This is a genomic window from Microcoleus sp. w1-18aA5 (genome assembly GCF_036701705.1).
In the GTDB taxonomy this organism is placed as follows: Bacteria; Cyanobacteriota; Cyanobacteriia; order Cyanobacteriales; family Microcoleaceae; genus Microcoleus.
Map to the genome: position 1 here is coordinate 1 of NZ_JAUPTE010000067.1, position 19,701 is coordinate 19,701.

At 46.5% G+C, this 19,701-nt stretch carries 16 protein-coding genes; 7 read left to right on the forward strand and 9 right to left on the reverse strand.

What is annotated here, in order from left to right; translation table 11 throughout:
- Positions 1-28: 28 nt before the first annotated feature.
- Positions 29-808 (reverse strand): transposase, encoded by a 780-nt coding sequence (locus tag Q5691_RS20920; RefSeq protein ID WP_333346761.1) that lies wholly within the window; start codon positions 806-808, stop codon positions 29-31.
- A gap of 425 nt (positions 809-1,233) precedes the next feature.
- Here Q5691_RS20920 and Q5691_RS20925 point away from each other — a divergent pair, with 425 nt between their 5' ends.
- The 3 genes from Q5691_RS20925 to Q5691_RS20935 all read left to right on the forward strand — a co-directional run bounded on the left by Q5691_RS20925 (position 1,234) and on the right by Q5691_RS20935 (position 6,110).
- Positions 1,234-4,245: an EAL domain-containing protein gene (locus Q5691_RS20925; RefSeq protein ID WP_333346790.1), complete on the forward strand. Its 3,012-nt coding sequence runs from the start codon at positions 1,234-1,236 to the stop codon at positions 4,243-4,245.
- A gap of 133 nt (positions 4,246-4,378) precedes the next feature.
- Positions 4,379-5,116 carry a Uma2 family endonuclease gene (locus tag Q5691_RS20930; RefSeq protein ID WP_333346764.1) on the forward strand — a complete coding sequence of 246 codons (738 nt, stop codon included), beginning with the start codon at positions 4,379-4,381 and terminating at the stop codon, positions 5,114-5,116.
- Positions 5,117-5,393: 277 nt separating this feature from the next.
- On the forward strand, positions 5,394-6,110 hold the full coding sequence (locus Q5691_RS20935; RefSeq protein WP_333346767.1) for a Uma2 family endonuclease: 717 nt from the start codon (positions 5,394-5,396) through the stop codon (positions 6,108-6,110).
- Positions 6,111-6,169: 59 nt separating this feature from the next.
- On the opposite strand, the gene Q5691_RS20940 is transcribed toward Q5691_RS20935, so the two are convergent.
- Genes Q5691_RS20940 through Q5691_RS20950 form a run of 3 tightly spaced genes read right to left on the reverse strand, consistent with a single transcriptional unit; the run spans position 6,170 to position 10,363 of the window.
- Positions 6,170-7,624 (reverse strand): DUF1802 family protein, encoded by a 1,455-nt coding sequence (locus Q5691_RS20940; protein ID WP_333346769.1) that lies wholly within the window; start codon positions 7,622-7,624, stop codon positions 6,170-6,172.
- 42 nt (positions 7,625-7,666) lie between these two features.
- Positions 7,667-9,592, reverse strand: coding sequence for an ATP-binding protein (locus tag Q5691_RS20945; RefSeq protein WP_333346772.1), 1,926 nt, complete (start codon positions 9,590-9,592; stop codon positions 7,667-7,669).
- A 48-nt stretch (positions 9,593-9,640) separates the two neighbouring features.
- The gene (locus tag Q5691_RS20950) at positions 9,641-10,363 is read right to left on the reverse strand and encodes a hypothetical protein (RefSeq protein WP_333346775.1); all 723 of its coding nucleotides are present in this window, start codon (positions 10,361-10,363) and stop codon (positions 9,641-9,643) included.
- Between the two features lie 412 nt (positions 10,364-10,775).
- Between Q5691_RS20950 and Q5691_RS20955 the strand changes: the two genes are divergently transcribed.
- The gene (locus tag Q5691_RS20955) at positions 10,776-11,255 is read left to right on the forward strand and encodes a rhodanese-like domain-containing protein (protein ID WP_333307331.1); all 480 of its coding nucleotides are present in this window, start codon (positions 10,776-10,778) and stop codon (positions 11,253-11,255) included.
- 259 nt (positions 11,256-11,514) lie between these two features.
- Here Q5691_RS20955 and Q5691_RS20960 read toward each other — a convergent pair whose 3' ends face one another.
- The 5 genes from Q5691_RS20960 to Q5691_RS20980 form a co-directional block, all read right to left on the reverse strand.
- Positions 11,515-11,982 (reverse strand): NUDIX domain-containing protein, encoded by a 468-nt coding sequence (locus Q5691_RS20960; RefSeq protein ID WP_333212086.1) that lies wholly within the window; start codon positions 11,980-11,982, stop codon positions 11,515-11,517.
- 37 nt (positions 11,983-12,019) lie between these two features.
- Positions 12,020-12,745, reverse strand: coding sequence for a peptidase (locus Q5691_RS20965; protein WP_333346778.1), 726 nt, complete (start codon positions 12,743-12,745; stop codon positions 12,020-12,022).
- 91 nt (positions 12,746-12,836) lie between these two features.
- Positions 12,837-13,076, reverse strand: a complete 240-nt coding sequence (gene secG / locus Q5691_RS20970; protein WP_015175238.1) for a preprotein translocase subunit SecG — start codon at positions 13,074-13,076, stop codon at positions 12,837-12,839.
- 350 nt (positions 13,077-13,426) lie between these two features.
- On the reverse strand, positions 13,427-15,025 hold the full coding sequence (gpmI, locus tag Q5691_RS20975) for a 2,3-bisphosphoglycerate-independent phosphoglycerate mutase (protein ID WP_333212089.1): 1,599 nt from the start codon (positions 15,023-15,025) through the stop codon (positions 13,427-13,429).
- A 429-nt stretch (positions 15,026-15,454) separates the two neighbouring features.
- Entirely contained in the window at positions 15,455-16,195 is a 741-nt protein-coding gene (locus tag Q5691_RS20980) for a retropepsin-like aspartic protease (RefSeq protein WP_333212091.1), read from the reverse strand.
- Positions 16,196-16,379: 184 nt separating this feature from the next.
- On the opposite strand from Q5691_RS20980, the gene Q5691_RS20985 reads away from it, so the two are divergent.
- The 3 genes from Q5691_RS20985 to Q5691_RS20995 all read left to right on the forward strand — a co-directional run bounded on the left by Q5691_RS20985 (position 16,380) and on the right by Q5691_RS20995 (position 19,529).
- The gene (locus Q5691_RS20985) at positions 16,380-17,774 is read left to right on the forward strand and encodes a hypothetical protein (protein WP_333346781.1); all 1,395 of its coding nucleotides are present in this window, start codon (positions 16,380-16,382) and stop codon (positions 17,772-17,774) included.
- Between the two features lie 183 nt (positions 17,775-17,957).
- Positions 17,958-18,710, forward strand: coding sequence for an MORN motif-containing protein (locus tag Q5691_RS20990; protein WP_333041824.1), 753 nt, complete (start codon positions 17,958-17,960; stop codon positions 18,708-18,710).
- A gap of 105 nt (positions 18,711-18,815) precedes the next feature.
- Positions 18,816-19,529: an MORN motif-containing protein gene (locus Q5691_RS20995; protein ID WP_333212119.1), complete on the forward strand. Its 714-nt coding sequence runs from the start codon at positions 18,816-18,818 to the stop codon at positions 19,527-19,529.
- The last annotated feature ends 172 nt before the right edge of the window (positions 19,530-19,701 follow it).

The following is a 19,701-nucleotide window of genomic DNA, read 5'->3' on the forward strand; positions in this document are numbered from 1 at the left end:
ACTCACGATTATCTCGGATGATTTACTTTTATCCCCTCCATCTGCCTATGTGCCAGTTGGGGGTGCGGAATGTGGGTTCAATTTGAGTTCCATCTGAAAGATGAACTAATTTTGTAAGTCCCATATCACAGCCAATTACTTTGACAACATCCTTAAGATGTTTTGTCGTGTAGTCGGGGATAGACTTATCCTCAATGCGAACGGAGACATACCAGCCATTTTGTCGCTTCCTTACCGTACACGCTTTAACGGTAAATCCGTTCGGAATTGGGCGCGAGTTGTAAAAACGCATCCAACCTAACTTTGGTAAGTAGATTTTACTGCCTTGTATTTTTACTCCCATCATGAACGTAAAGGAAGTAAAGTTACTGCGGTTTTTGAATTTAGGGAAGCCACGCCCGTCGAAAAAATTCTTATAGGCAGTGTCCAGTCGTTTGACGTTTTGCTGTAAAACTGTCGAGTCTATCCCGGCAAACCAGGGCCTAGCTGCTTTTAATTCTGGCAATGCGGTAATTTGAATGTCGCCTGGGTTGCGTCGAGGGTTTTTAACTTTACCCTCTTTGTCTGTTTTACCTATTTTCCAAGGTTCTCCAGTAGCACCATTTTTACTGACACAACTGGTCAATGGACAAGCTTCACTTTGCGTTCGGATATCGCAATAGTTGCCTTGAATGAATTGTTGACTGTAGTGAGTGATTCTGTCATTAAGACACCAGTTAAAGTGACTGCGTAACATATCCACCCAATTGGACATTTTTGAGTCTTGTGTTTGATTGGGGTGCAACTTGTAGACATAGTTTGTTAACAAGTTTAACTCCTCCTTTTTTGAGGTAATATCAGTATATATCGAAATATTTTATTGACTTAATTTGTTGTATTTTTTAACCAAAGGGCTTTAAAACTTATTCTTTTGCTTGCAAAACCGTCCTATAAGGACGGGGTTTTAAACCCATCTCTCTGATAAGCTGCTGCAGATCGTGATTGCCAGGGCGCGGGGAGAAGGGGAGAGGGGGAGAGAGTCTCAGGGGGAGAAGAATAGAGGGTTTTTCACTGCGGAAGTGAAGATGTGCTTTTTTAAATGCCGAACAGCAAGGGTAGAAAATACAACTAACCACTAAGGTGAAATCTCGCTTACTAAAATGCGGAGATACAATTTACGTTGCGCGAGTCCTGAAAAACGTTAAAGTAAGAAGCAACTCGGAAATTGTAAAGGTTTGCTTGAAAGTTCGGCTGATGGGAGATCGGGAGAACCAGTCAATTTCTAATTTAGGTGAAGTGGGGAGTGCCGACGATCGCCATACTGCATCAGAAGCACTGTGGCTAAGCGATCGAGCTTTGGCAGCTACTAGCAGTGGCATTGTCATTGCTGACGCTAATGCACCAGATTGTCCCATAATTTATTGCAATCCGGCCTTTGAACGGATGACGGGTTACTGCGCCAGTGAAATCTTGGGGCGCAATTGCCGATTTTTGCAAGGCCCGGATACCGATCGAACTACCGTAGCTAAAATCCGCGAGGCCTTGCGCCAAGGTCGAGAAATCCAGACACCAATTAAAAATTACCGCAAAGACGGCACTCCTTTTTGGAGCAAATTATCGCTATCTCCCGTGCGAGACGACAACGCTAATTTGACTCACTTCGTAGGAGTTCAGTCTGACTTGGCGGAACCCATATGTGAAGTGCAGCAAGCATTGCAGCAAGCTAACGACCAACTGCAAACGATTTTGGAAGCAGTTCCGGGAACAGTATCTTGGATTAGCTCGGATTTGCGCTATTTGGGGGTTAACCAGCACTTAGCCAAACTGCATGGTTTGCCCCCGTCGGCTTTTGTTGGTCAAGATATTGGTTTTCTGGGCGCTAGCTCGGATTTTAACTGTTTTGTGGTGGAGTTTTTTGCCGGCGACGCTACGGAAGCGGTTAAAGAACTCAACGTTAAGCTACAAACCGACGGGGGACAGTCCGAGGGATACTATTTGATTGTGGCTCAAAAGTACGATCGGGGCAAAGCAGCTTGTCTGGTAGGGATAGACATTACCGAGCGCAAGCTGGCAGAAGAAGCTCTGGTGCTGACTCGCAAGGCGGTGGAAAGTTCGAGTGACGCGATCGGCATCAGCGATGCGAACGGCACTCACATCTATCAAAATCAAGCGTTTTCTCAGCTATTTGAATGGGACACCGCAGAGGAATTTAGACTAGCCGGAGGTATATCGGCGGTTTTTGCTGACCCCGCAGTCGCCAGGGAGGTACTCGACACGATCGCCCAAGGTTATTCTTGGTTTGGTGAAATTACTAACTGCACTAAAAGCGGTCAAACTTTGCAAGTTTTGCTGCGGGCCGATGCTATTAAAGACCGCACAGGGAAAATTGTCGGTCTGATTTACATGAATACCGATATTACCGACCAGAAGCGCACGGAACAAGAGCTGCGACAAAGCGAGAAGCGCTTTCGATCGTTGATTGAAAATGCTAGAGACATTATTGTGATTCTCGACGAGAAAGGCTTTTGCCGCTATGTCTCTCCTTCCCTAGAGCGGATTTTGGGCTACCCGACGGCGGAAATCCTCGGCCGGTCTATCTTTGACTTGATTCACCCTGACGAATTGCTGATAGTGGATCAAGTTTTCAAAGGTGTCATGCAAATGCCGAAAGTTAGCCTGGGAATGGCGGAATACCGAGTACAGCACAAGGACGGTTCCTGGTGCGTGTTGGAAGCGGTGGCGACGAATTTGCTCAACGAACCTTCGGTGCGGGGAATTGTGGTCAACTGTCACGACGTGACTGAGCGCAAGATGGCTGAAGAACAACTGTTGCACGATGCTTTGCACGATGCGCTGACAGAGTTGCCGAACCGTGCTTTGTTGACTGACAGGTTGGGGCAAGCTTTTGCCCGTGCCCAACGGCATCCGAGTGAGCAGTTTGCGGTGCTGTTTCTGGATTTGGACAGGTTTAAGGTGATTAATGACAGTCAGGGACACCGCACGGGCGATCGCCTGTTGGTGGCTGTGGCTCGCCGTCTCTTAACTTGTTTGCGCCCAGGGGATACGGTGGCTCGTCTGGGGGGAGATGAGTTTGTGATTTTGCTTGAGGAAATTAAAGGTGTTGATGAGGCGATCGCCCAAGCAAAGGCAATTCTCAAAACGATCGAACGACCGCTTTATTTGGAAGGTAATAAAGTTTTAATTACTGCTAGCATCGGCATTGCTTTGAGTACCGACAAATATCAGTGGCCGGGAGATATTTTGCGCGATGCTGATATTGCAATGTACCGAGCGAAAGCTCTCGGTAAAGCTCGCTACGAAGTTTTTACCAGTGCGATGCACACTCAGGCTGTGGCTTTGATGCACTTGGAACACGATTTACGGGAGTCGGTTGAAGAACTAAATTTGAAATATTCGATAGTGGATTTTGCCTGTGGGACGGCGGCGGAAAACTCGCCGATGAGTGAAATCGATCGCAGATTGGAGCGTCCGAAGCCGCAATTGCCTACTTTAAAATTGGAATGTCCTTTTACTGTTTATTATCAGCCGATCGTTTGTTTGAAAACTGGCTCTGTTATCGGATTTGAGTCTTTGGTGCGCTGGCTGCACCCGGAACGGGGTTTAGTTTCCCCTATGGAATTTATTGCGATGGCGGAGGAAACAGGGTTAATTATGCCTTTGGGTTTGTGGGTTTTGAACGAAAGCTGTCGCCAAATTATTCAGTGGCAAAGTTTGAATTTACCTGTGGGAAACTCGCGGCTGACTGTAGCAGTAAATCTTTCCGGGAGGCAGTTTGCGGAACCGGAATCCATCCAGCAAATTAAACAAGTTTTGCAGGAAACGGGTGTTGACACTCGCTGTTTGAAGTTGGAGATTACTGAGAGTGTGGTGATGGAAGATGGGGAAGCGGCGGCGGCGATGCTTTCGCAGTTGAGAGATTTGGGTATCGGGCTGTGTATTGATGATTTTGGCACTGGTTATTCGTCTTTGAGTTATTTGCACAAGTTCCCGATTAATATTTTGAAGGTCGATCGCTCTTTTGTCAGTCGCATCGGAGAAAAGGGTGAAAATTTGGAAATCGTGCGGGCGATCGTCATGCTGGCCCGCAGTTTGGGGATGGAGGTAGTCGCAGAAGGTGTCGAAACCGCCGTCCAATTGGCTCAAATGCGGGCGATCGGCTGCGAGTACGGTCAAGGGTACTTTTTCTCTAAACCTCTCGACAGTGAGGCAGCTACAGCCTTGTTGAGGCGATCGCCCAAATGGTGAACTGAACTAAACATTTAACCGGATCAAATTGCTTGATTGTCAATAAGGGCGATCGATCTTTTCTTACTCAATGCCTTGAGTGTTAAAATCAAAATTTAGTATAATAGAAAACTATCGAGATAGGTAAAAATATATGTCTCAATCTATTGTGCCAGCAGTCGAAGAAAAACAGCTCGATAAATCGCCGACATTAACTTTTGAAGAATACAGAGTTTATCAAAGCAAGGACGATGTAAAATACGAACTGTACAAAGGCAAATTAATACCGATGGCAACGGCTAGCGCATTACACACAAGCATCTGCGAATTTTGGGTTTACAAATTGCAGCGTTACCTAGCTGAACATAATCTGGATTTAGTCGTAAAAACTTCTGTGGGAGTCAGAACAGAAGATGCTACATCCCGCATTCCCGATGTAGTTGTTTGCACAGAAAGTTTGTGGCAACAAGTTCTTGGCAGACCCGGTTCTGGCATCTTAGACTTGAGCGAAACACCTTTATTTGTAGTAGAAGTAGTGAGCCAAGATCGGCGAGCAGATTATGTACTTAAACGAACAGAATACGAACAGGCTAACGTGCCGGAATATGTGATTGTTGATCCGACACAAAACAGACAGCGGGTGCGAGTTATGGCATTTCCCGAAGGTGATGACGTTTATACACAGGTAGATTACTTGCCGGGTGAGGAAATGGTATCTGTAGTATTTCCCAATCTGAGATTATCAGTCAATGAAATTTTAGATCCGCCATTGGTAGAAGGGTTAATTAAAGCCGAACAAGCTCAATTGCAGCAACTACAAACAGTCGAACAGCGTGCTGAAAGGTTGGCCGCGAGGTTACGAGAGTTGGGCGTAGATCCTGATGCTGTGTAGGAAATTGGATGAAGTACGTGAAGCGAAGATATCCCGCAGGGAATCGCCCTTGACGTATCTCAATCATCTATAGCCATCCTAAATCATTTGTGAATTTCTTACTCCTTCCCCTTGATAAAGGGAGGGTTGGGGTGGGGTCAAAAATTTACGACTCCTGCAAGGATTGCTATAGCGGCAAGTCGTGGAGTCAAGAATGGCGATCTTTGCCGAACCGAAGCCTATACTCTTAAAATCAAAATTGAGTATAATAGAAAACTATCGAGATAGGTAAAAATATATGTCTCAATCTATTGTGCCAGTAGCAGAAGAAAAACAGCTCGATACTTCGCCGACCTTAACTTTTGAAGAATACCGATTTTATCAAGGAGAATCTGATGTAAAATATGAACTGTACAAAGGCAAATTAATCCCGATGCCAACAGCCACAATTTTACATATCAAAATTTGCGAATATTTAGTTTACCAATTGCAGCGTTACCTAGCTGAACACAATCTCGACTTAGTAGTAAAAACAGGTCTGGGAGTGAGAACAGATGAAGATAAATCTCGGATTCCCGATGTAGTTGTCTGCACTCAAAGTCTTTTGGAACAAGCTGCTGCTAGACCCGGTGCAGGTATCCTCGAATTTGATGAAAAGCCGCTGTTAGTGGTAGAAGTAGTCAGCGAAAATCGCCGCGAAGATTACGTAGTCAAACGCGGAGAGTACGAATTAGCGAATGTGCCAGAATATTGCATTGTTGACCCTAAAACGGGCAAGCAAAAAATCCGGCTTTTTGCATTGATTGAAGGTGAAGATGGTTACACGTATACAGATTTCTTGCCGGGTGAGGAAATGGAATCTGTAGTATTTCCCAATCTGAGATTATCAGTCAATGAAATTTTAGATCCGCCATTGGTAGAAGGGTTAATTAAGGCAGAACAAGCTCAATTGCAGAAAGCTGAAAGGTTGGCGGCGAGGTTGCGGGAGTTGGGCGTAGATCCTGATGCTGTGTAGGAAATTGGATGAAGTACGTGAAGCGAAGTTATCCCGCAGGGAATCGCCCTTGACCTCTCTCAATCCTCTAGCGGCAAGTCGCGCAGGAAATAAAAGCGATCGCTTTGCCAATTTTCTCCTTTAATTCGCCCTAAGTAACCAGTCAGCGGTGAAGAAAGTTCTATAGTCAAATCCTTTACTGATTCGTTTGTCAGCTTAGAATCGGTGGCGGCAAATCTAGCATTGTATTGAACTTTAATCTCAACAACCGTCGGGAAGTCGCTATCTGAGCAAAGTTGTTTCACTGCTTGTATGATTTGCGATCGCAGCCTAATTTCTCTTTCAACTTTCTGAATATAATCATTAATTCTTTCGTCAATTTGCCGCCCCATTTCTAGATAGGGCTTGAGTTCAAGTAAGTTGACAGCACCTGGATATTTAGCTTTTAACTCAACTAGCTTTTGTAAAGTCATGGCATTGATAATACTAACTTTCCATTCTTGTGCTGCTTTCAACATATCCACCGAAGGATTGCCCGGGCCAATCACTAACTTGGTAGATTCTAAAAATTTATCCCGACTTAAGTGCATTCCTCCCAGTTTAATCAATTCCTCAGCAGTTCGACTGGGGATAAGTCTACCCGCCTTACACTCACCAACTAAGGGATAGGGTTGGGAGCAAAATAAATCTAACCCACCAGCACCGCCTTTGTAGGCATTCTCAATCTTGAATCCTAAGAATTCAAGGCTTTGACGTGTGATATTCTCAAAATCGGTGCCTGCTTGATAGTTGCTTTTTTTTTCTTCTAGTTCTATGCTGCGATTTCCCAAAGCTGCGATTTTTTTAATCCAACCTAAATCTAGATCTGGTTTTGCTGCTGGTAAATTTTCCGACCAACCGAGAAATATTTTGATTTCTGCGTCTAGTTGTTTGGCTTTTGGGTTGGTGGTGGATAAATGCACTAATGCACTTTGCAACTCTTCCAATTCTGGATGTTCGGGAGGTTCTAGTTTTTCCAGTTGTTGACGGCGTTTGGCAAACATAGACTCGCTCAACACAGGCGTTGAATCAGTAACAGTTAGAGATGTGGGCAAAGATACAAAATTGCCGCTGGGATGCACGGGCATTTCCAGCGGCTGAGGCAGCAAATAGACGCGAAGATGAGCTACAAAAATAAAAGGACGCTGCTGGAGAATTTGCTGTAATGCCTCTGTTTTCCAGACTGTTAACCGCGACAAAGCCTCTAATGTTTCAGGCTCATTCACCATTTGGCACAATTCGCACCTAGCCCAAGCTTTGATCGAAACTTTATCTGAATTTAACTGAGCAAGTGCCTTTTGAGCAACGGGTAAAAAATGCGATCGATAATATCGCTCGTAGGGCAAGTTACCGGAAACATTGCCAGGATAGAGTGCATATTGTTCTCCAGAATTAAACGTTCGCCAAACTATTGCTGCCATCATTCGCCCTTGGATTAAAGCTTCTAGGTCAGGAGCAGGCAAACGGATAGCCCTGTCAATGTTGACTAGCGACATGAAAGTATTTGTCCCAATATGAAGTGGATAGTTTAAGAAGCCTTAATTAAATTCGCTCAGTAAATTTTCGCACGACTTATCTAACTCTTCTGAATTAGATATATCATCCATAATAGACTCTGCTACAGCAACGGGTTCCTCTTCGATTAGATCGGTAGGAATTTGATAGGAAGGATCGCTAAGAATCTCTTTAAGCAACGGATTGCTAGCTCCTAGCATTTTATCAGCACCTTTTTTGGCAATAAAATTGAAAATTTCCTCCTCACTTACGGCATAATCTACTTCGCGCTTCTGATGAACAGCCCGAATAGCTAACAGTGGTTTGATTTCATTTTCTTTCAGTGGGACATATTCTCCACCTTGCTGTTTAATGAGCGGTATAAGATACTGTTGCTCAAGGTATGAAGTAATCTTTTTGCTTTGGGAACGAACCAAACAACCGCGAGTCAAATTAAAAGCTGCGTAATCATTTAATCTTCTTAAACCCGCTCCTAACCCTCGACCACCAGCATACTGAAGCACTGCAACTCCAATGCTTACATTGTTTCCGTTGTCTTTGCCAATTACTTTGAAATGGATGTAATCATCCTTGCGTCCACGTTGCGTAACTTTATCTGTTGCTTCTTGAACCGTCACCCTTTCCACCGTTTGACCAATCAAACTCTGAAATCCGAATAAAATAGCATCAGCAAGCAGAAAATTATCATCTAAATAATTTCCCATGTCGGCTTCTAGCTCTTGGATAAAAGCAATTTCAACTGGATCAGATATGTCGGCATCTTTCTTTTCAACATTCGAGATAGGAGCCTTACAATTATCTTTGCACCACTTCAAAACCTCTCCAACAGTGGGTTTTCCTTTACCAAGCTCGCTGAGTTGAATGTGACTGAATGGATAAATTGGCTCAGGAGGAATTAAGTTTTTCCGTTCGTAATATTCGTCTAAGCAAAATGTAACTAATTTAACAATTGATTCGGCATCCATGTATTTTAAATCAATCGGCTTTCCATGAGCAGAAACCTTGTTGAACACTCCACCAGGTAGCTGCTTTACTCTATTACTCCATTGAGCAGGCATCATTACACTCAGTATCAAACCCCGATTGAGATTTTGGAACAAATCTTTGATTAAGCCAGCAACGATTTGGCTCAGGTGTAAGCCACTAACATCGTCGTAAGCATCAGGCGTGTCTAACTCATCAAAGCAAATGACAAGTTCGTTGTACTCACTAATCAAATCTAAGATTTGCAGAACCGCCTCAAAAGATTGGCATTGACTCGGTAATTCCAACTCATTTGCTTTGTATTGAGCAAGCTCTTGACCCTCTAACCACTTTATTGCATAAAGCGATTGTTCCTCGGAGAGTGTCCAGAAAATTGCCTTAACAATATCAGGATCGTTAACTCTTTTGGCTTGCGGAAATGCTCTTGTTAAATCCTTAACCCACTTATTTACTTGCTTTGGCGTGCCGGCCTTAAATTTTTCCAGAAATTGTTGAGTAGAAAAAACCTTAGCCTTTGATTGAGCAATTTTTAAAGCATGGTTAGCCATTGCGGTTGCTAGTTCTTGCCACTGTCTCACCCCCTCTCTGCCAATATTTCCAAGACTCTCAGCCAATATTCGCTGAAAGCCTTGCTTAATTTGACTGATGTTACCATATTTATTAGCGTAGACAAACAATCCCCCGCCATGCTCCTGTAGGCGATGGCGAATACGGCTAATAATGTGAGTTTTGCCTGTTGCGTTTTGAGCCGTTATAGCAATAGAAGTTGTTGGGTACTGACCAGCACGAATTTGCGCGAGTGCCTGAAATACAGCATCAGAGGCGTGGGAATTGATTGTTTCAACATCGAAGAATTCCTTGCCCCAAATACCATCAGCCCTGACAGAAGGAGGTTTAGCAAATGGATTTTGACTTAAAAGAGCAGCGTTAAGGTCTTCAATGGAAGAAAAAGAAGAATTAGTCATGGCTTTTTGTGTGAGGTTAACGAATTGACAAAAGGATTTAGGACAATTTTAGGAATTTAGCCGTTTGACATAGTAACGGATTGCACCCAGTGCAGTTTTGATTGAATCTTCGGCTTTATCCGCAGAGATGTCTGTCATTTCACCCCCTATTAGCTGAATTAGATCAGTAGCCTGCATTTCCAATAGCCACTCATTAAACTGCGATCGCCCTACCCTTTCCCCGATCGCCCGACGCATCCGATAAATCGGCACTAAATCATCTAAGTTATAATCCCGGTTCAAGCTGTCATACACATCGAGCGCCACAGCCTTAAAATCGTCATAGGATGCGATCGTCCCTACATCCCCCTTCCCTTTCTCAACCCGAACACTTGCCGCACCATCCTGATGCCGAATCCACTTCAACAAAGAATTTCCCAGCCGAGTACCAATTTGAGAACCATCAAACTCAAACAGAGAATCCTTACTTTTCAAGCCATCCGCTAAAACTTCTTTCCCCTTCGCCGTCAATTCCACCAGCGTCACCCGATTTACCAGCGAATACTCGATCGCCCCAGTCGCCTGCAATTCGCCGAGCACTTCCAGATATCTCTGACTCGTCTCATTAGTGCGAACAATCCGCTTAGTCAACTCCCCCTTTTTCACCTTCATCTTCCCGCCGCTCAAATCCCACAAATTCAGCAGTACACGAACTTTAGCCTTCGCATCCCACACCGCTTGCTCTTCCGGTGTCAAAGGTTTAGGCACCGCAATTTCATCTTTCTCAGACATATCTATACCTTTAAATACTTGTTTTTACTTTTAAAGTTTACCAGAAACCTTGCTGGCAAACATTTAAACTTTTCCGCAAAAATCCGCGCGAGGCTACGCACAAGTTAGGCAAATTTAATTTAAAAATAATAAGGATTGACTAAAATTGAATTCTTTGATAAAATACCAACTCGAACAAGCGATCGCACTTCAACTTCTCTGCACCAAATGCGATCGAAACAATTTTAAGCACAGCCCGCTAGGCTCTAGCAACCTCAACAAATGTAGCGATCCCAACCGCAGCTAATAACCCGGAAACCAGCGTAACTGCGACTTTAGTTCAATGCTCGATTCTGCCTTTAGAAAGACGAATTCAAGTTAAACATCTTGTTACATTGCAATGGCAATCAAAACATTGAACAAAATTTTACCCATGAAAACTATTCCCGACCAAATTTCCAACATCAAAGACAAACTTCCCGACTTTACTCCCACACCTCCCGGTTTAAAAGCTCAAGCATCTAGCCACGACCTCAAAGCCCGTTTAGATTGGGGCGAACCCGGACTCACAATCATCGACGCTCGTGATTTTGAAAGCTTCACCAAAAGCCACATTACCGGCGCGGTAATGATGCCAATGGACGAATTAGTCGGCCGAGCACAATCGAGTTTAGAACCCATCCGCGATATCTACATCTACGGCGAAAACGACGAACAAACCGCCGAAGCCGCCAATCTTCTCCGTGCAGCAGGCTTTAGAAAAGTAGCCGAACTAAAAGGCGGAATTCCTGCTTGGAAAGCCATTGACGGCCCCATGGACGGCGCTGTCGAACACAATACTCCCGGCCCCGACGCCTATAACGTTTTTTCTCGCTTGCAACACCACGCCGAAGCTCAGAAAATCAACAAATAATCACACCGAATACCTAGATACCCGACTTATTGAAGAAGTTGGGTATCTAACCAAATAATTTGTTTGTAGTAAGGAATCGAACTCTCTCTTAAAGCTTGCAGTCACTAAGCACTAAAGTCCTTACTACAAACTTAATTGCGATCGTATAACCGGACTAGATATTAACATTCGCGGACGCAAAAGTGCTTTAACAGGCTACTTATAGCGTAAAGTGAATAATGCACATTCTACATAAACAAGTGTGTGTAGCCAAGACTGATTAACACTCCTTCCTCGCGTCCAAAAATGCTTTGACTTCCCTTAAAACTTGCCGATTCCCATCAAAAGTAATCAGCTTAACTGCATCCTCAAAGGAACTCCAGGCCGAATTTTGAACTTCCTCTACTTGCAACTGAACTTCCATTGAATTTACAAAAGCCAAAAAGTAAGTAACAGTCTTTTCAATTGATTCCCCTTCCTTCGCAGAGGAATAATGTTCCACAGAACTAGGCTTCCCTTCCTTAACAAAGGAATAACGTTCCACAAAACTAGGCTCCTCAAGCACTTCACAATCGCGGATGCCAGTTTCCTCCTCAAACTCCCGCTTCGCAGTTTCTAGCGCCGATTCTCCCGGATTCGCGTGACCTTTTGGAAACGCCCAATGTCCGGCTTGATGTTGAATCAACAAAAACAAACTATCAGTTTCAGTCGCAAAAACTGGCACAATGCCAAAAGCTTCATCTTTCATCTTTTTACTGACACGATTTTACATATCAAAACTAATATTACCACCCCAACCGAGTCGGCTGTTCGTAAACCCGCTTCAAAGTATTAACATCCCTCGCTGAAATAGGCGGAGGATTTCTCACCTGAGAAAAATAAAGCACATCAGTTTCCATCAAACTGTGACCCCAAATTCCCAAAGCGTGACCCAACTCGTGCCGCGCCGTCGCCGGAATATACTTACCCACTTGAGTCGGATTCAAATAAACCGAAAACCGATGAGATAACACAGTTTTATCCCCATCCCGACGGGCGTACAATTCATAGGTAGCCTCTCCAGAACGCGATCGCAAAACCCCTTGACGCAAAGGCGGAGCCCGACGTAAAATCCTAATATCAGCCACCTCCGAACTATCCACCACTTCCAAAGGCAAATAAACCCCCCATTCCCGCACCACATCCAACACAGCCGCCACCCATTCTTCAGACTTATTAGCATCAACAGGACGCTCAATATAAACCTGAATCGGAAACTTTGACCACAACAAATGACCGAAATTTGGTGGCTTAACCTGGTCAAAATAATCACCACTATCCGTGGAATCTTGCCAGTTTGCCAGCGTTGGTGGCAAAGGGTGAACCTGTGGATTCGGCAAACTATTAGGGAAAGAAGAAAGATTCGCCGCCGGAGTATTAACCTGAGTAAAAATTATCAGGATAAAACAACATAAAGCCAATCCCAAACCAGCCAGCAATCGAGATTTTACCGTAACTTTCCACAACCGCATTTTTGCAACCGCAGATAGACACAAATAAACGCAGATGAACTTGAGATTATCTGCGTCTATCTGCGTTCATCTGCGGTTAAAAATCCAAATCTTATAACTTAGGCGCCAACCAACCAGCACTCAAAATCACAGTCAAACCCATAAAAACAATAGACAGACCCCAAGTAATCCGGTTCAGACTTGTTTCTGCACTCTTGGCGCTGGTAAACAATTGAGCTTGTCCGCCAATCCCTCCAATGCCATCGCCTTTAGGACTGTGCAGCAACACAAAAACCACAAGTCCTAAAGCAGACAAAGACCAGATAACTTGTAACACAGAAACAATATTCATAATCTGGAGTAATTGGTAATTAGTAATCAGTAATTTATTATCATATCAAATTTGGTCGATCGCCCGCAATTTATGCAGGGACACAGTGCTGTGTCCATAGGTGTCAACTTAAACCTGAAAGCCTTGATAAATCTCGTTTTTACCTGAGTCCAGATCCCCCTAAATCCCCCTTAAAAAGGGGGACTTTGATCCATTTCCGGTTTCCCCCGATCCTAGGGGCGGTGCCCCCGTGCCCGCCCTTGGCTAGGGGGGATCTAGGCTTAATAGTCAAACAGCATCCTGTGACTGGGTTTGACGTTAAATTGACACGAAGAAGGGCGAAAACCTTTGTCCCTCATCCTGCGTCCCTACTAGAGTCGGACTCGCACCGGAGTGCGATTGGCACGAACTTCAAACTCAGGCGATCGTATCATAGAGCGTCCCGTCATCTCCGGGGGCTGAGGCAACCTCAACAGCTCCAGAATCGTCGGCGCAATATCCGCCAAACAACCGTCCGCCCTCAGAGGAACATCCGTTCCGTGACCCGGAATCTTCCGACCTTCACCCTCTACCAGAATAAACGGCACGGGGTTAGTAGTGTGAGCCGTCCAGGGATTTCCGTCCTCGTCAAACATCTGCTCAGCATTTCCGTGATCAGCAATAATAATTGCCGTTCCCCCAGCTTTACTAATAGCGCTCACCAGCCGCCCCAAACATTTATCCACAGTTTCGATCGCAATTATCGTCGCATCCATCATGCCCGTATGACCAACCATATCCGGGTTAGCGTAGTTAATCACCATAAACGAATAGATGCCTCTTTCCAAAGCCGTCACCACCCCATCCGTCACCATGTCCGCCGACATCTGGGGCGCCTCATCGTAAGTCCCCACCATCGGGCTCTGCACCAACTCCCGGTGTTCCCCGATAAAAGGCTCTTCCAGACCCCCATTAAAAAAATAAGTCACATGAGCGTACTTTTCAGTTTCCGCCGTCCGCAACTGCTGCAAACCGTGCTTAGAAATCACCTCGCCCAGAATATTGTTCAAATTCTGCGGTTCAAAAGCCACCATTACCGAAAGTTTCGGGTCGTACTGAGTAAAAGTCGCAAACGCCAGCGGCTCAATTAACTGCCGTTCAAACCCCTTAAAATCGGGAGATACAAAAGCCTGAGTCAATTCTCTAGCCCTGTCCGGGCGAAAATTAAAGAAAATTACCCCATCCCCGGATGCCACCGCCCCGCGCGAAATCCGAGTCGGAACTGCAAACTCGTCGGTCACTCCTTCAGCATAGGAGGCCTGCAACACATCCACAGCCGATCGACCGTCAGGAGCACCCTCAGTCGTCATCACCTCGTAAGCGCGCTGCACCCGATCCCAGCGCTTGTCCCTGTCCATCGCGTAGTAGCGACCGCTAATAGTCGCAATCCGACCGACCCCTACCTCTGCGATATAACTTTCAATCTTGCCTAGAGCTTCGACACCCTCTTTCGGAGTTGTATCACGGCCGTCTGTAATCGCGTGAATGCAAACCTCAGAAATTCCCTGTGCCTTTGCTAATAGCAGCAAACCCTTAATATGACTGAGATGGGAATGAACCCCACCTTCAGAACAAAGACCAGTTAGGTGCAACTTACCGCCCGTGACGCGGACTTTCTCGCAAAGCTCAACCAGCGCCCGGTTGTCGAGCAAAGAACCATCTTCCACTGCATCCGAGATCCGCACCAACTCTTGAGGAACGACGCGGCCCGCGCCCAGATTCAAGTGACCAACCTCTGAGTTACCCATTTGCCCGTCTGGCAGCCCTACCGCCCGGCCCGATGTTTTAATCAGAGTTCTGGGATAAGCAGCCCAGAGACTGTCCATCACGGGTGTTTTCGCAGCGGCGATCGCATTTCCGTCTTGTTCTTCACGATAACCCCAGCCGTCTAGAATAATCAGCACTACAGGAGATACAGACGCTTGTGCCATGTGAATACCTTATTTACAATAATTAATTTCTCGATCGTCATGATTTCCGATTTTGCGGAACATCTGCCGCTAATCAGTTTACATATTTTCTAGGCTCCGGCTGAACAATGCCAACCAAAATTCCCTCAGCCACAGCATTTTGGGAACTTATTTCGACCGGCTTGGCGAATTGTTTAATTGATTGCCTTGGCTTGTACTGTGAATCGTTGTCGCAGACTGTTACCGTTCTCACCAACAGCAGCCGTGCTTTTTTGGCCGGATTTCACGGATAGTTTAACCGTCGGTGGCTCTTGAAACACTAAGAACAATACCACATTTGGTTACATTTTGCTACCGCCTCAACCAATAATTTTAAAAGCCTTGACCGGGCTGCGAATCACTTTATAGGAAACGAGTTGAGCAAAAATTCCTTGCCTACTCCGCTCACTTTCAGCGAACATAAAATTCTACAACATCTTTTTTAATTTTGACATCGTAATTGCCAAAGAAATCGTGACCGAGCAGACCTATGGGCATTTGTTTCGCGATCGCCACTTCGACATTTTGGATCACAGCACCCCCAACCCGAATCGATCGCACTAGACCGATCGGGAACTCGACAACGCTACCGTCAGCGATCCCCGCTCTGATGGTACGCACCGGCCTCACTCCCAGTGCAGTAGCCATCCGCTGAGAAATCAAAGTGCCGCTCGCCCCGGTATCCAGAATCATCTCAAAAGTCTTGTTGCCATTGAATACCACATCAATCACCGGCGTCCCGCCAGCGCGACGCTTGATTTTAGCTTGAAATACCTGTGGATTCCCCCGTGGCTTAGGGGGTTGATTTGCTGGGGGTTTAGCGCCACCATTTGATGGGTTCCAAAACTGAGAGTACAATTGGCCAGTTGTGAATCCCGATCCCGTTATAGTCCGATTCCCTACCCTTCGGGAACCCCTGCGGGGAACGGGATAGCTGCGCCGCGCGTGCTGCTGGGAACTCACGTCGGGCAGCAATGTCATCACCTGAGTTTCTGGCTGATGTGAATCAGAATGTACCTCGCCCCCCACCGATCCCAGACCAACCAAAACGCTCGCACAAACCAAGCCCGATCGCCAAATCCGCTGGAGAATCACTTTTGCCATTATCTTAAATACCTTAATTGCTTCAATATTTCCCACAACGAGCGCCATTGATATCCTAACTTGCTCCACAAAACCCAGCGGCCGAAGAGTCCGATCTGATCGTGAGGAAAACTTGGCAATTTTCAAGCGATCACATAACATCGAAACACAGATAAACTGATAAACGGCAACAGGCTGTAATTGCAGAGCCTTGTTGGATATCTTGAAATTAAGCATTTGGGGGCGATCGGCAATGCACAAACTTTTATATTTTGCGACTATAGGACTACTAGCTTTCTCGATCGGAGGATGCGGTGGCGACGAGGGTAGCAACACAGCCAGCCCCAGCCCCAGCCCCAGTGCAGCCTCTCCATCTCCGACCGCCTCTGCCAGCCCCACCCCAGCAGCTCAGGCTTTCCCGTCCCCAGTAGTAGCCGCCCAGCCTCCAGGGTTAATTCGATCGACCAACCCAGACGAACGGGCCAGACAGGCTCAAACAAATATCGGCGACAACAAGGACAGGAATCCAACGCTTCCGCTTCAGCCCGTGCCCCAAGGCCCTGTGACAGCCAATCCTTCTCAGTTAGACCCCTTTGGGCCGCTGCCGCCGATCGTATTACAAATCCCTCCAGGAGCCAACGGAGCGGGTGGGACGACCTCAGAACTCCCCAAACTGCCACAGCGACAAGTTGCCGTGCTACCCGAACTTCCCGAGTTATTGGCTCCTCCCCCACTTAACCGGCCTAATCAGACGGTTATCCCCATGTCACGCACGGATCGTCGAGGACGCACTCAGCAACTACGAGATGGATCGGGAAATTTACTTCCCGAAGGTGATGGGGCGCAAATTGACTCGCGTCCCATAGTTCCAGGGCCAACTGCTCCTCGGTTAGGTGGCGGTGCCGGTGGCAGAAATGGTTCCTTACCCGGAGGCAGCACCGGGGGACAAATTGGCTTGCCACCCATAGTTCCGGGGCTAGATGCTCCTCAGTTAGGTCGTAATCGTACATCCCCGCCTGGACTCGAACCCATTGCAGCGAGACCCATAGGAGTGCCGGATCTGCCGGAACTGCCAGTAGACAAGCGCCCCCCCCAATGGAGAGACCCCAATGCCAGGGTAAGAAGAGGTCCTGGCACTGGGCCAATAGGAGGTAGAGCCCAAGATGCGCGGAATTCGCAGCGTCGCCCTCCAGCACCCCCGCGCCCGCCCCAACCAATAGCAGCGAGACCCATAGGAGTGCCGGATCTGCCGGAACTGCCAGTAGACAAGCGCCCGCCCCAGTGGGTAGACCCAAATCCCCCGCCGCCTCCCGTGATCCCAGTAGTTCCGCCACCGCCTTCTACTGACCTCGCTACAGGCACTGAAGTCAGTGGGGTGGTAAAAGTCGGGAACGAGACGCAAGTGATTGTCAAAGTACCGAATGAACCAACCAGCCGATATGTCAAAGTCGGGCAGCGGCTGTCTAACGGGCAAGTGTTGGTGAAACGGGTCGATCTCAAGCAAGGAGCAGATCCGATCGTGATTCTGGAGGAAAACGGCGTTGAGGTAGCCAAAGGTGTGGGCGAAAAACCCGCCAGTCGCCAACCACAACCAGCCAATGCAGTTATTAGCCGTCTCCCAAATCCGAATAGCTCAACGCGACGCTGAAAATTGACAGTAAAGCAGGAAAAATGCTAAAGGCAAAAACTCTAATTTTTGCCTTTTTGCATTTAGGGCAGATCTCAAACCTGAAGGTAAAATTAGTACAGGGATTAAAAAATAGACGACTTTTCAGTGAGTATTAGCTTCTAGAAAATCCCTATTAGTAATTGAAGTTCAAGGAGATTGATCATGCTCGGTTCAATTCAAAAATTAGGGATGGTGATATTAGTTGCTTCTTCTATCGGCAGCGCTACTAATCTCTTCAATCCCCAGCCATCAATGGCTCAAGCAACACCTGATCCAAAACCCGAAGAAGAAAAACGCTCTCCCTTCTGCCAAGGCAGCCTTCCTACGGGAAGAGTGAAATGCAATTACGAGACAGGCGATAACTACGAGGGAAACTTCGTTAACGGCCTCCCCGACGGCAGCGGAGTTTACGTGTACGCTAATGGCGATCGCTACGAAGGACAATTTCGGAGGGGAGTGCCCAATGGTAGAGGGACATTCATTTTTAAAGATGATGGCCGCTACATAGGCGTGTTCCAAGACGGCACGATGAGATCTGGGACGGTGGTTTTCCCCAACGGTGAGCGCTACGTGGGAGACTTCGGAGTCGTCCAGAACCTTCAGACTAAAGTTATTAGCAGCCAACCAGCAGGGCGGGGTCAATTTTTTTATACTAATGGCGATCGCTATGAAGGACAATTCTTTGCAGGTTCCCCCTTTGGCCCAGGGGTATTAGTACGCAAAGACGGCACTCGCTGTTCTGGCAGGTTTTTTAATCAAGAACTTGATGCTAGTGTCACCTGCACTTTCCCCAACGGGACGCGCTATGAAGGAGAATTGCGAAAGGGAGTGCCTCACGGTGTCGGGACGATGATCGATGCTAGCGGTAGGCGCTTTCCGGGGGTATTTCGCAATGGCAAGCCCGGAGTTTCGTAAAGGATAAATGATTGAGGTTTTCAGCTAACTTTTGACAACAAATGGGATAAAAGACAAAGGACAGAAGAAGATAATATCTAACAGCGCATAGGAGCAAGTTGATTGATGATTTCCCGTTCTTGGACCAGTGGAATCGCTTTATTAGTTGCATCAGTGTTGGGAATTGGTAGTTACGCGACTTATCCTTTGCCCTCAATGGCGCAAGGAACAGAAGCTAGAACCGGCCGCTGCGTGCCAGCTATCGCTACAGGTAGAGTTAGGTGCGATTATGACAGCGGTGATAGCTACATCGGACAGTTCGTTAACGGTTTGCCCAGTGGCGCTGGGGTATACATATATTCCAACGGCGATCGCTATGAGGGGCAGTTCCGTCTGGGCAAACCAAATGGTCGAGGACAATTTATATTTAAGGACGACGCCCGCGTCGAGGGCATATTCCGAGATGGCAAAGTTAGTTCCGGGACCGCTATTTTTACTAATGGCGATCGCTATATAGGGTCGTTTTCTCTTGATCAAAAAGTAGGCGTGCCCACGGGACAAGGCCAATTCATTTTTGCTAATGGCGATCGCTTTGTGGGTCAATTTTTAGGAGGCAAGCCTTTAGGTACAGGAGCGTTCACCCGCGCTGACGGCAGTCGGTGTTCGGGACAGTTCTATACTCAAGAACTTGATGGCAGGGGTAACTGTTCGTTCTCCAACGGTATCCGCTATGAGGGAGAGTTACGCAAGGGATTGCCTCACGGTAAAGGCACAATTATCGATACCAGAGGCCGGCGAATTCCGGGAGTATTCCGCGACGGCCAGCGGCAAGAGCAATAAACTGGGAATAAGTGCGATCTATTAGTAAGGGCAGGTTGAGGGCTAATAATTTTTGCACAAAACCTGCCATTGCTAGGTTTTAAAGTCAAAACTATTGATAATTTATGACCGGCTTTTTCTCAACCGAATTGCTAATGTTAAATATCCACTTAATCGAATTAATGGAGGCGTT

Bases quoted from the DNA above. Each gene is read 5' to 3' on its own strand.
- Q5691_RS20925 (WP_333346790.1), top strand. From the start codon at position 1,234: ATGGGAGATCGGGAGAACCAGTCAATTTCTAATTTAGGTGAAGTGGGG.
- Q5691_RS20930 (WP_333346764.1), top strand. From the start codon at position 4,379: ATGTCTCAATCTATTGTGCCAGCAGTCGAAGAAAAACAGCTCGATAAA.
- Q5691_RS20935 (WP_333346767.1), top strand. From the start codon at position 5,394: ATGTCTCAATCTATTGTGCCAGTAGCAGAAGAAAAACAGCTCGATACT.
- Q5691_RS20940 (WP_333346769.1), bottom strand. From the start codon at position 7,624: ATGTCGCTAGTCAACATTGACAGGGCTATCCGTTTGCCTGCTCCTGAC.
- Q5691_RS20945 (WP_333346772.1), bottom strand. From the start codon at position 9,592: ATGACTAATTCTTCTTTTTCTTCCATTGAAGACCTTAACGCTGCTCTT.
- Q5691_RS20950 (WP_333346775.1), bottom strand. From the start codon at position 10,363: ATGTCTGAGAAAGATGAAATTGCGGTGCCTAAACCTTTGACACCGGAA.
- Q5691_RS20955 (WP_333307331.1), top strand. From the start codon at position 10,776: ATGAAAACTATTCCCGACCAAATTTCCAACATCAAAGACAAACTTCCC.
- Q5691_RS20960 (WP_333212086.1), bottom strand. From the start codon at position 11,982: ATGAAAGATGAAGCTTTTGGCATTGTGCCAGTTTTTGCGACTGAAACT.
- Q5691_RS20965 (WP_333346778.1), bottom strand. From the start codon at position 12,745: ATGCGGTTGTGGAAAGTTACGGTAAAATCTCGATTGCTGGCTGGTTTG.
- secG (WP_015175238.1), bottom strand. From the start codon at position 13,076: ATGAATATTGTTTCTGTGTTACAAGTTATCTGGTCTTTGTCTGCTTTA.
- gpmI (WP_333212089.1), bottom strand. From the start codon at position 15,025: ATGGCACAAGCGTCTGTATCTCCTGTAGTGCTGATTATTCTAGACGGC.
- Q5691_RS20980 (WP_333212091.1), bottom strand. From the start codon at position 16,195: ATGGCGCTCGTTGTGGGAAATATTGAAGCAATTAAGGTATTTAAGATA.
- Q5691_RS20985 (WP_333346781.1), top strand. From the start codon at position 16,380: ATGCACAAACTTTTATATTTTGCGACTATAGGACTACTAGCTTTCTCG.
- Q5691_RS20990 (WP_333041824.1), top strand. From the start codon at position 17,958: ATGCTCGGTTCAATTCAAAAATTAGGGATGGTGATATTAGTTGCTTCT.
- Q5691_RS20995 (WP_333212119.1), top strand. From the start codon at position 18,816: ATGATTTCCCGTTCTTGGACCAGTGGAATCGCTTTATTAGTTGCATCA.